This is a genomic window from Metamycoplasma cloacale (genome assembly GCF_900660735.1).
Lineage (GTDB): Bacteria > Bacillota_I > Bacilli_A > Mycoplasmatales > Metamycoplasmataceae > Metamycoplasma > Metamycoplasma cloacale.
Genome location: NZ_LR215049.1, coordinates 409,802 through 422,257 on the forward strand (window position 1 = coordinate 409,802; position 12,456 = coordinate 422,257).

A 12,456-nucleotide genomic window follows, 5' to 3' on the forward strand; every position below is an offset into this window, starting at 1 on the left:
ATAAATTGTAGCAAACCCAGGGAAGGGTCCCTAAGGTGAGAAATGAATTCTTCTTTGTGCTATAAAGCTCATTTATTATAACAAATTTTTGAAAAATACCACTATTTTCATTATTTTATTGCTTTAGATGATCATAGATCATATATTTTTTGTTGTTCATCATCAATAACTACACCTAAACTTTTATTATAAACAATGCAACATTCATAAACTACTTGATGTAAAGCTAAATCTAGATCTTCAAAAGCTAGTTGTCTAATTTTTTGAATACCAGCTCAAGCTCTGCCCATACATATTTTATCTGCAATAAATAATATCTTATCCAATAAAGTTAATTCATTAGTTAATGAGGTATGAATTTTAATAGCATTTAATACATCTTGATTTGGATATTTATACACATCTCTTAAGAAATAATATGCACAAGTTTGATGTAATTTATATTTTGGTAAATTTGCTTTACTATAACCGTATTTGCTTAAAAAAGCATAACTTTTTTCTTCACCCCATTGTTTTGCAATATCATGCATAAAACCAGCTTGATATGCTAATTTAATTGGATAATTTCATTTTTCAGCTAATTTAGCGGCAAATTCTGCAGTAAAGTTTAAATGTTTATATCTTGGAATATCAACCATTGATTTAGCAATGGCATTGATGTATAAAAAGTTTTGACCAATATATTCTTGAACACAATCTTCCACTAAAGATAAATCCCCATTACGATATGCCGTTGAACTAAAATCGTAAATTTTATTGTTTAGCCTTTTGATATTAAACTTCTTGACATTAATATTTGAATATGTATTTCCACGATTGAATATAACAATTTGGGTTTTTGAAGCAATATCTCTAATCCCTTCTCATTTATTCAATTTAGGAACGTTATCGCTACCTAGTAAAAGAAATAATTCATCATTAGGATATTTTTGAACCAAATAATTAACTGTGTCAATTGTGTATGATTTAGATTTTCTTTTTGCTTCAAAATCACATATTTCCATTTTATCTTCAAGAACCATTTCAATCATTTTGATTCTGTGATTAACGTCAACATAATCTTTAAGATCTTTAAAAGGATTTTGATAAGCGGGAATGAATAACAATTTATCTAAATTCAATTCTTTTATTGCTTCTTTAGCAATTAAAATATGTCCTTTATGAATTGGATTAAAACTTCCACCAAAAATACCTATTCTCATATAATCTCCTATAAATTTATTTTAATTTTATTTCTAACAACATCTTTTGTTGCAAATTTGGGGTTTTTATGCTTTTTATTTGATTCAAACAAATAATCTTTTGCTGTGATTAACTTATTTTTTACATCAATCATTGCATTGGTTGATTTAATTATTTGATTAACTTTTCTATCTTCATCAACGATATCAAAAATATCGTAATTTTCATTTAAATCTAGATTGGATTTAAGACCAGATAATTTAACTCCAACGCCATTAATTTTCTTTGAATCTCAATGTTCTTTGAATAAAGCGTATATCGTATTTATAAATAAGTTTTGCTCATTGAAATATATATTAAATTTCTTTGTATAATCAATTCATTTTTTATTGATTCTAAAAGAAATACCTACAATGTTTCCTTTTTCATTACGATTAATTGCCCGATTAATAACAGTTAAAGCAACGATTTTCAATTCTTTTCAAATATCATCTTCATCAATTAAAGATCCTTGCTCAAATGTTCTTGAATTACCTATACCTTTAATGAAATTTTGGGTTACAATTGAATCAATATCACATCCCTTCATTTCATTTATTAGTTTAAGGTAATTTCTACCAAATTTGCTTTCTAATAATTTTTGATCGGGATAATTAATTAATTCTCCGTATGTATTGATATTTAATTCTTTAAGTTTATAAGCGCTTTTTTTACCAATTCCAAATACATCCTCAATTGGTAAATCAAACAATTCAGCTTCAATATCATTGATGTTAATTTGTTTAACACCAAATGGTTTTGCTAAGTTAGTTGACATTTTAGCTAAAAATCTTGTACCAGAAACACCAATTGAACAAGGAAAATCCATTTCATTTAATAATCTAGCTTGAATTTCTTTAGCTAAAATTAATTCATGTCCAGGATATTTAATTAACTTAGTAGCATTTAAAAAACATTCATCAATTGAGTATATTTCCAGTTCATCAGTATAATTTTCTTTCAAAAATGCAAAAATTTGTTCGGAAGATAAACTATATAAATCGTAATGTGGTTCTACAAAAGTAACATTAGGAATTGTTTGTTTAATTTTATAAACAGTTTCACCAGCTTTTAAACCGGCTTTTTTTAATTCGTAAGATAAAGACATCGCAATGAGATGTCCATTGTTTTTAGAAATTGCTAAAGGTTTATTTTTTAAATTGGGATTCATTTTTCTTTCACAAGATACAAAAAAAGTATCCATATCAATATGAAAAATGACTTTATTCATTTAAACCTCTTTTAATAGCGCGATAAATAATTGATGCACATTCTAAACGATTGTAATGTATTTTAACATTTTCAAATACGTTTAAAAGATTCAATTTTTCTTTATCATCTTGACTAACATTTTCACCATTTATTAAACTAAAATAATTATTAATTAGCTTAATTATTTCTAATTTAGATTTGTTCATAATTTCTGCAATCATTAAATCGCAGCTTGATAAAAAAATTGCGCAACCCATTGCTTGATATTCAGCATTAACTAGAATGTCATTGTCAAAAAATAGATTTAGTTTAATGTCATCCACACAAACATTTGAATGTTCTACAATGGTTGAATCTGTAAGTTCAATTGATTCTTTTTTATATTTAGGATTAACATAAGCATCCATTATTATCTTTTGACGCTCTTGGTTGTTAAATGAAGTCAAGAAAATCACCGCCTTGTTTTAAAGCCTCAATTAATTTATCAATATCTTTCTTGCTATTGTAGAAAGATAACGAAACCCTTACATAACTTTTACTAAATTTATTAAGCATTCTGAAATTATGTGCACAGAATACGCCAGATCTAACATAAATGTTTTTATGACCTAAATATGAAGCGATATCTTGTGGAGAATATATTCCAATATTGAATAAAACAATATTACTATCAGGATATGTTTCGATTTGAATATCTTTAATTTCTTTTAAACGTTTAATTAAATATTCAGATAAGATTGCTTCTTTTTGAACGATTTTTTTATAACCAATTTTTTTAATAAATTCAATCGCTTGATTGAATTGAAAGATACCAGGCAGATTTGGTGTTCCAGGTTCAAATCTAGAAATATTTGGTTTTAAATTTCAGTTACACATTTGAACATCATTAACTTGACCGCCACCTCATTTAGCTGGATGTAATTTAGTTAATAATTCTTGTTTAACAACTAAACCACCGACGCCCATTGGGCCAAAGATTTTGTTTGCTGAAAAAGCGATAACATCGCAATTAGATAATGAAACTTTTGAATGAGCTATTGCTTGTGCTGCATCATTAATAACAATTGCATTGACTGATTTTGCTTTTTTGTATATTAAATCTAGATTGAATTTCTTTGGAATATTATTTGAAAGTTGTGGCAATGCTATGATTCTAGTATTTACATTAATATTATTAATAATATCTTCTTCGGTTTCGGCAAAAATAAATTTGAATTTACTATCATTGAAATTTTCTATATAAGGAAGAACGTTAGAATTGTGATTAAAATATGTCAAAATTATTTCACCTGAATCAAACCATTTAGATAACATTTTGGCAATTAAGTTTAATGATTCAGTAGTTCCGCTTGTAAAAATAAATTCATCAGGTTGCGCATCAAGAAATTTTGCAATATTTTCTCTTGCTTGATTTAATTTATTTAATACATATACCCCTAATTTTGAATCAGAAGTTCTTGTAGAAATTGAATATTTAGTATAAAATTCATTTCCCGCTTCAATAACAGAATAAGGTTTTTGAGTTAATGCCGCATTATCTAAATAAACAAATTTTTTATTATTCTTAAACATTGGAAACATTTTTTTATATGACATATTACTCCTTAATAAATAATGAAATGTATTCGATATTTTCTGAAGTTTTACCTACAATCGGACTTTCTTTAATCGCTAAATTTTTAAAACCATATGTGGTTGCATAATTTAATACTTTGTTAATAATATATTCATGATGTATAGGGTTAACATAACCGCCTTTTTCAACATATTTACTAATAGCTTCAAATTGCGGTTTAATTAACAACATTAATTGCGTTGATGGTTTCAATAATGATTGACACACTTTAAAAACGTGTTTTAAACTAATAAAAGAGACATCGCATGTAACGAAGTCAATGTCTTCTTCAAACATTTCTGTAACTAAATTTTTTAAGTTAGTATTTTCATAAACTTTAACGTTCGGATTAACTCTCAATTTATAATCCAACTGATTAGTTCCGCAATCAACTGCATAAACTTTTTTTGCTTTGTTTTCAAGTAAAACTTGAACAAAACCACCGGTTGATGAACCGATGTCTAAGCAAACTAAATTATCTATTTTCAAATTAAATTCTTTAATTGCAGCTAATAATTTATATGATGCTCTTGATACATATTTATCAGGCTTAATGATTGAATAATTAAAATTAGTTGTCTCAAATTTTAATGATGGAAGAAATACTTTTTCTGAATTAACCAATACATATCCAGATCTAATTCATTTTTCAACCACAATTTTATCTTGTTGTTCAAATTCGGTTATTAATTCTAATAATGTTTTCTTCATTATTTTTTATGTAATTTACTTGCAACTAGATCTAATACTTTATTTACAAACTTATATGCATTACCTGGGCAGTGCAATTTAGTAATGTTGATTAATTCATTAATTACAACATTTGGAGTGTTGAACATTAATTCATAAATACCATAAATAATTACCGCTCTTAAATATGGCAATACTCTTTCATAACTTCAATCTGATGATAAAGTTTTTATTAATATTGATTTTAATAATGAATATTGATGTTCAATAGATTTTAAAATTTTTAAATCTTCCTCTAAAATATCATTATTAATTAATAATTCTTCAATATTTAAAGAAATATTAAACAATTCACATTGATAAATGTAATTAATAATTCTTGTTCTTTTTTCGTAAATCTTTAATAAAAATAAGATTTTCTTTTCATCAATAATCATTTCTGTTAAATTTTTGTCTTTTTCTTCCATGAAATTCTCCTAATTTTACTATTCAAAATTATACTTTAATTATATTAAAGTAAAAAAATTATTTTACCAAAGAGAGCAATTTATAAAAAAAGAATAGACTTCTCTATTCTCAAATGTTAATCAATTGTATTGATTTTTCTTCAGGATTTTTTGATAATGTGAAAAGAATTCCATTTAATTGACATTTATTATCAGATACTTTAAATGGTAATTTAGCATCAAATCTCATTTTTTGATAAACTTCTTCAAAATTTGAACCAATTGCGCAATCTCTTGGACCACACATTCCTGCATCAGATACAAAGTATGTTCCTTTCGGCAACATTCTAGCATCATTTGTTTGAACGTGAGTATGAGTTCCGAATAAAGCGTCAGCTTTTCCATCTACATACAATGAAAAAACTGCTTTTTCTGATGTAGTTTCTGCATGAAAATCAATGATTCAATAATCAGCAAAATATTTGTTATATAACTCATCAAATTTATCAAAGAAATTGTTTGCTTGTTCTTCTTCTCATGGTGCTAATAAAGGATTAAATGTTATTCCCATAAAAGATAAAATAGCTATTTTTTGGTTATTTATTTCAAAAAATCTTATACCAGCACCAGGATATTTATTGTCAATATTTGCCGGTCTAATTAAATCATTTTGATCAATGATTTTACTTATATCTTGTTTGGCTCAAACGTGATTTCCTAAAGTAAATGCATTAATTCCGATTTTTTTTAATCTTTCGTAATCCTTTGGCTCAAAACCTTTTCTACCTGATACATTCTCAGCTTGAGCAATAATAAAATCAATTTGATATTTTTCTTTTAACTCTGGTAATTTTTTTTCAACAAATTCAATCCCAGGTAAACCAAATATATCCCCAAGAAATAAAACGTTAATTTTTTTTGTATTCATTACTAATAAATTATAGACGCAAAATGCGTTTAATTATTTATTGTTGATTTTTTCTAAAATTTTAGTTTCAAATTCTTTAAATAGTTCTAAATTTGTTTCTAGTAAAAATTGTAAATTTGACTTGCCTTGTGCGATATTTTGACCATTATAACTATATCAAGCACCTTTTTTTGTTATAAAGCCATATTGTTCAGCAAAATTAATCAATTCAGCGGTTTTTGAAATTCCTTTTGAAAAGATAATTTCAATTTCAGCGGTTTTATATGGTGCTGCTAATTTGTTTTTTACAATTTTACATTTAACTTGATTTCCTAAAACATCACCATTATTTGCAATGTTTTGTTGCTTACGTACTTCCATTCTAATAGTTGCATAAAATTTTAATGCCTTACCACCTGGTGTTGTCTCTGGATTGCCAAACACTACACCAATTTTATCTCTAATTTGATTGATAAAAATTACTGATGTTTTGGTTTTTGAAAGTGAACCAGTAATTTTTCTTAAAGCTTTTGACATCAAACGCGCTTGAAGACCAATAACTTGATCTCTCATTTCGCCGTTTAATTCAGCTTCTGGAACTAATGCAGCAACTGAATCAACAATAATTAAATCAATTGCACCTGTTTTTGAAAGCGTATCAACAATTTCTAACGCTTGTTCACCAGAATCTGGTTGAGATAAAATTAAATTATTTATATCTACACCTAAATTTCGGGCATAAATTGGATCGATTGAATGTTCAGCGTCAATAAACGCTGCAATTCCACCCTGTTTTTGCACTTCAGCAATTGCATGCAATGCAATTGTGGTTTTACCACTACTTTCAGGTCCATATATTTCAATAATTCTTCCTTTTGGTCAACCATTAATTCCCAATGCAGTATCAATTGATAAAGAACCACTACTAAAAGTTTCGGGCATAATATCTGGTTTATTACCCAAAATCATAATCGCTTCTTTACCGAATTTTTTTTCTATCTCTTTTAAAGTATCTTGTAATATTTCATGTTCTTGCAATTTATTTTCTTTCATATGTTTCCTTTACATAACATTAAAAAAGATAATGGTGATTTTTTATTAAAAATAGGAAAAGTTTAGGAAAATCTAAAAACTATTTATTAAATTCTTGATCGAATTTCTTGGTTGCTCATTCTTCAAGGATAATAGATAAGGTTATATTTTTTGTTCCATCATCCTTTCGATAAATTCCTTGTAGGTATACTTTATGTATTCCTTTTAATGTTGAGATTTTGTTAATTGTTTCTTCAATTGATTGATTGTTTAAAACATTAACTGTAATATCCCTTGATTTCAAAGGCATATGGTTATATGAATGATATGATAGAGGGTTTTGAGTTAATTGATCAATTAAAATTTCTGCATAAATTGCATCATCAATTAAATAATTTGGATGAATCTTTCCTATATAACCAATGAATTGATCATCTAGATAAATATCAGCTGAAGCCTTTGGATTTAATTCTTTAATATTTGATGACTTAAATGTTAATTTCTTATTGGTTAAAGACATTAAATCAGTTTTCATTTCATCAAAAGATTTTTGGTTTGAAACGATACCTAAAACATTGACTGAATCAGATATCATACCTAATTCAAAGAATGAATTATCATGAATGCCTTGTTTTTTGTTTCTAATCATTATGTCATTTAATGAATAAATTAATGAATGTCTAATTTGTGAATGATCGTAGTTTTTAGACATTGAAGCATTTAAGGTTGTTGTGAAATTAAATGGATTAAAAATGTTTAATTCAGGTTTGATTAAGGTAAATGTTCTGATGTTAGCATAACCTTTATCTCTCAATGCTGTTAAATATTTTCATTCATTAAAATAAGTTGGATCTTGCATATGTAATCTAGTTATTGAAGGTTTTTGAGCAGGAAAATTATCATATCCATAAAATCTAAAGATTTCTTCTGTAATGTCTTGGATTGTTTCTATATCATAACGATATGTAGGAATGATAATGAAATTATTAGCATCTAATTTAAATCCTAGACATTCAAGTTTGTTTAATGTTTCTTTAAATCTCTTGGTTTGAGAAATTCTAAAACCAGCCATTTTGTTGATATAACTAATGTCAAAAAAGATTTTTTGTTGTTTAACCTTTGGTTTGTTAATTAATTTAGAACAATGTATCAATTGTGAATTAATAAAATCATATGCTAATAACATTGATCCTAATGAAACTTCTTTGGAAGCCCTTAATGAAGAATTGGTATCAAATTTAATTTGTTTAGCATTCTTTCTAATTTCTTTAATGTTAAATGAAGCAATTTCAAAGATTGCATTGTCGTTAGTTGGTTGATACATATATTCTTCAACTCCAATAGTTGCTGCTAATGAAATTACTTGATTGTTATTGGTAATAACTAAATTGTTATTTAATTCAACTTCTTTATTACCTAAAATATTAATTTTTTGTGAAACTAATTTAGTTGAGAATTCATTTGATCGCATATCTTTTCTGTTATAAATATGGGTTGGTACACCTGTATATAATAAAGTTAGATTAGTTAAATCAATTAAGTTATCAAAGGTTTTTATATTGTGTTTTCATAAAAACATTTGATTTATAACATCTAAATGATATTCAGTATCTGTAGTTTCAATTAAAGAAAAGGCTTTTGTTTCATTTAATTCTTTAATTGATAATTTACTTTCTAATGTTGCATTATTTATTTCAATATCAGCAATTTTAACATTGAAATATGCAGCTATTTCTTTTGCCATAATTAAATATGAATTAGCATCAGCACGGTTAGATAAAATAGTGATATCAATTAAATAATCATTTAATTCTAAATATTCCATTGGATCTAAATTTAAATCGATTTTCCCAAATGTAAAAATTTGATCGTTAAATTCTTCAGGAATAATATCTTCGTTAAAACCAATTTCGCCTAAACCAACTAGCATTCCATCAGAAACAATTCCTTGCATGTTTCTTGGAGCAAATACAGTTTTCCCACTTTTAGCACCTGGAATAAATGCCATTAAATAATCATTTGGTTTTACGTTAGTTGCAGTGGTTTGAATAATTCTATGAACGTCATTAGCAAATTCAATTTCACATACAGTTAATCTATCTGCATTAGGGTTTTTATAAGTCTTTAAAACATGTCCAAATTTAATTCCAGCAACTTCGTTAAAAGGTTTATATTCTTCAACTTCAAAACCAATTGAGTTAATTGCTGACACCATTTGCTCAACGGTAATGTCTATATTAATAAGTTTTTTTAATCTGTTATATGAAAATATCATTTTGTATCCTTTATAGTGTTTTAAATTGTTTTAAAAATCTTTTGTCATTACCGTATAACTCTCTAATGTCATCAATGCCATATTTAATCATAACAATTCTTTCAATTCCAATGCCAGCTGCGATTCCGTTCATATTATTTGTATAACCAGCCATATTTAAAACCTTTTGATGAACCATTCCTGCTCCTAATACTTCAATTCAACGGTTTTTGAAAAATACATCAACTTCAACAGATGGTTCAGTAAATGGGAAGAAAGATGGACGCAATCTAATTACCACTTGTTCTTCTAAAACGTATGATAGTAATTCCTGTAATGTAGTTTTTAGCGTTGCAAAAGAATGATTACCAATGCTTACTAAATCAAGTTGTGTAAATTGGTGAGTATGTGTTGCATCTTCTTCATCATTACGATATGTTTTGCCTAAAGCAAATTGTGAAAAAGCTTGATTTTTATATAATTCAAGACCACGCGCTGTAATACCTGTATTGTGTGTTCTTAATAATTTATTTGGTTCTAGATATAAAGAATCTTGCATTTCCCGTGCGGGATGTTCTTTAGGAATATTTAATCTTTCGAAGTTATATTCATCGTTTTCAATCTCTGGATATCTAATTTCAAAATAACCATTGGCTGTTAATCATTCTCTAAATCTTTGTGAAACTAAATTAATAGGATGAATTGAGCCTTCAAAATTAGTAGGCATTGCTATGTCAATAAAAGTTTTTTGAATTTGTTTATCAATTTCTAATTGGTTAATTTTGTTTTTAGCCTCTTCAAAGAAAGCATTAGCTTGATCTTGTAATTTTTTAATCTCTAAACCAATTTTAGCTTTTTCTTCCTTTGGAGCTGATTTCAATTGTTCCATTAAATTAAGCAATTCTTCTGAATTTTTGAATTGATTTTTGATATTTTTTAAATCTTCTAATGAATTAATTGCATTAATATCAAACTTAATCATGTTATTCTCCTTTTATTTTTTCTCAATACTGATTGATTTTATCTTCTCAACCTTGATTTGTTTGAATGTAATAATTTTTGTTTAATAACTGTTTTGGTAAATAATTTTGTTTTACATAATGATTTGGATAATCATGCGGATATTTATAATCAATCCCGCGATTTAATTTAGACGCAGATGCATAATGAGCATCTCTTATATTATTAGGAACGTTATATATTAAACCATCATTAATATCGCGTTCTACTTCGTTAATCGCTAGATATGCAGAATTCGATTTAGGTGATAGCGCAAGGTTTAAAATTGCAAAACCAATTGGCAATCTTCCTTCTGGCAATCCAAGACGTTCAAAGGCTTGAATTGCAGTTAATGTATTTACTCCAATACTTGGATTAGCTAAACCAATATCTTCATATGCCACGCATAACATTCTTCTAAATAAACCATCTGTATCTCCTGATTTAAGAATAATTAAACCATAATACAAACTAGCATTCGGATCGCTTCCTCTTAATGACTTATGAAAGGCACTTAAATAATCGTAATGTGCTTCTTGATTTTTATCAGAACTGAATTGAATATTTGGAATAATTGCCTTCACTTCATTTAAAGATAAAGTTTTTTTACTAAATAATGTTGCAATTAATTCTAAATTATTTAAAGCAGAACGATAATCTCCTCCAGCTTGAGAAGCAATGAATTCAAGAATATCGTTATTTATTGCTATATTAGGATATTCTTTATCAATTGCATTCTTTAAACATTGAATGATATTAGCAATACTTGGTTTTTCTAATTCAACTAACAAGCATCTTGAACGTAAGGCAGGATTGATTTTAAAGTAAGGATTTTCTGTAGTAGTACCGTAGATGGTAATTAAATCTTTTTCAACATATGGAAGTAAAATATCTTGTTTATCTTTGTTTAAACGATGAATTTCGTCAATAATCAATATTTGGTTGTTATTCAATTTAGATACCAAATCTTCTTTGTTATCAACTGTAGCATTGAAATAATCATATGAAACGTTTAACGATTCAGCTAATATATAAGAAATGCTAGTTTTCCCAGTTCCTGGTTTACCAAAAAAGATAAATGATTTAAAAAGCTTTTGTTCAATAACTGATTTAAAGATTATTTGCAGGTTTTCATCGCAAATAAAGTCGTTTAAATTATTAGGACGTAGTGATAATGCAAGGTTTTCTTTCATATTTATTAATTATACAATAATTATAAATATGAAGTGAGTTAATATAAAAAACCACTCCCTAACGGAGTGGAATTAAATTAGCTACTAAATAACACTAGTTGCACGTAATGCAATTAATACTACGTTAGTAATAATTAGAAGAATTAAAATAACTACTAGTGCTCAGAAACCTTTAGAAATGTTTTCTTTAACAACTGATTTTGAACCAAATTCTGATTTAAAACCGTGTAGAGTTTTCATTGATGGTAATGATTCCATTTCACCTTTTTTAATAATGTAGTGAACATCTAAACCTTTATTGTTTTCATTAACTTTGATGATTTCAACATCGTAGCCTTCTAATTCAGCTTTAATGTCTTTTGCACCAATGTTGTAAGCGTCTCTGTTTTGAATATCTTCGATATGGAATTTAACTAATGAAGCTAATGAATTTAATTCACAGCAGCATGAGTCTTCTTTAACTTCGCATGAAGATTCACAGCAAGAAGATTCTTCTTTTGTTGAACATTCTTTGATTTCTTCTTCAACTTTAGCACTCTTTTTAGGAGCTGGTTTGTCAACTAAATCTTCTTTTTCTAAGTATGTAATAACTTCTTCTTTTTTAACAGTGTTTTGAGTTAGTCTTTCCATAATAACTTTAGCTTTTTCTAAGTTAACACTACCTCTGTATGCACCTTCACGGTGGAATCATACTCTTGTATCATTACTTGAAATTTCACTCACTCTGATGTATTCAGATAAAGCATCTAAAAATTCATCATATGATAGAGAGCGTGCTTGTTTTGCTTTTTTGAAGCTAAAGGTTATTGTGTTTGTTTCGTGGTCAACCTTTTCTGAAATATAGTATTTTTCTAAGATTGATTTTTCTTGTTGAGCCATTATTTATG

Annotated in this window: 12 protein-coding genes; all 12 read right to left on the bottom strand. The window is 26.9% G+C overall.

The window, feature by feature from the left end:
- Window positions 1–110: 110 nt before the first annotated feature.
- Complete coding sequence (locus tag EXC28_RS01830) at window positions 111–1,202, bottom strand: nicotinate-nucleotide adenylyltransferase (RefSeq protein ID WP_029330456.1); 1,092 nt, start codon at window positions 1,200–1,202, stop codon at window positions 111–113.
- 8 nt (window positions 1,203–1,210) lie between these two features.
- Window positions 1,211–2,452 carry a Y-family DNA polymerase gene (locus EXC28_RS01835; protein ID WP_036437467.1) on the bottom strand — a complete coding sequence of 414 codons (1,242 nt, stop codon included), beginning with the start codon at window positions 2,450–2,452 and terminating at the stop codon, window positions 1,211–1,213.
- On the bottom strand, window positions 2,445–2,840 hold the full coding sequence (locus EXC28_RS01840) for an iron-sulfur cluster assembly scaffold protein (protein ID WP_051622594.1): 396 nt from the start codon (window positions 2,838–2,840) through the stop codon (window positions 2,445–2,447). Before EXC28_RS01840 ends, EXC28_RS01835 begins: the two co-directional genes overlap by 8 nt.
- A 25-nt stretch (window positions 2,841–2,865) precedes the next feature.
- Window positions 2,866–4,029: an aminotransferase class V-fold PLP-dependent enzyme gene (locus EXC28_RS01845; RefSeq protein ID WP_051622592.1), complete on the bottom strand. Its 1,164-nt coding sequence runs from the start codon at window positions 4,027–4,029 to the stop codon at window positions 2,866–2,868.
- 1 nt (window position 4,030) lies between these two features.
- Window positions 4,031–4,759 carry a TlyA family RNA methyltransferase gene (locus EXC28_RS01850; protein ID WP_029330449.1) on the bottom strand — a complete coding sequence of 243 codons (729 nt, stop codon included), beginning with the start codon at window positions 4,757–4,759 and terminating at the stop codon, window positions 4,031–4,033.
- Window positions 4,759–5,205: a transcription antitermination factor NusB gene (locus EXC28_RS01855; protein ID WP_029330447.1), complete on the bottom strand. Its 447-nt coding sequence runs from the start codon at window positions 5,203–5,205 to the stop codon at window positions 4,759–4,761. Before EXC28_RS01855 ends, EXC28_RS01850 begins: the two co-directional genes overlap by 1 nt.
- Before the next feature lie 103 nt (window positions 5,206–5,308).
- Window positions 5,309–6,112 (bottom strand): TIGR00282 family metallophosphoesterase, encoded by an 804-nt coding sequence (locus EXC28_RS01860; RefSeq protein ID WP_029330446.1) that lies wholly within the window; start codon window positions 6,110–6,112, stop codon window positions 5,309–5,311.
- Window positions 6,113–6,145: 33 nt separating this feature from the next.
- The gene (gene recA / locus EXC28_RS01865) at window positions 6,146–7,144 is read right to left on the bottom strand and encodes a recombinase RecA (RefSeq protein WP_029330444.1); all 999 of its coding nucleotides are present in this window, start codon (window positions 7,142–7,144) and stop codon (window positions 6,146–6,148) included.
- Window positions 7,145–7,223: 79 nt separating this feature from the next.
- Window positions 7,224–9,398, bottom strand: a complete 2,175-nt coding sequence (locus EXC28_RS01870; protein WP_029330443.1) for a phenylalanine--tRNA ligase subunit beta — start codon at window positions 9,396–9,398, stop codon at window positions 7,224–7,226.
- Between the two features lie 10 nt (window positions 9,399–9,408).
- On the bottom strand, window positions 9,409–10,359 hold the full coding sequence (gene pheS, locus EXC28_RS01875) for a phenylalanine--tRNA ligase subunit alpha (protein WP_029330441.1): 951 nt from the start codon (window positions 10,357–10,359) through the stop codon (window positions 9,409–9,411).
- 1 nt (window position 10,360) lies between these two features.
- Window positions 10,361–11,569 carry a replication-associated recombination protein A gene (locus EXC28_RS01880; protein WP_029330439.1) on the bottom strand — a complete coding sequence of 403 codons (1,209 nt, stop codon included), beginning with the start codon at window positions 11,567–11,569 and terminating at the stop codon, window positions 10,361–10,363.
- 84 nt (window positions 11,570–11,653) lie between these two features.
- Complete coding sequence (locus EXC28_RS05750) at window positions 11,654–12,448, bottom strand: hypothetical protein (RefSeq protein WP_051622590.1); 795 nt, start codon at window positions 12,446–12,448, stop codon at window positions 11,654–11,656.
- Window positions 12,449–12,456: the final 8 nt, after the last annotated feature.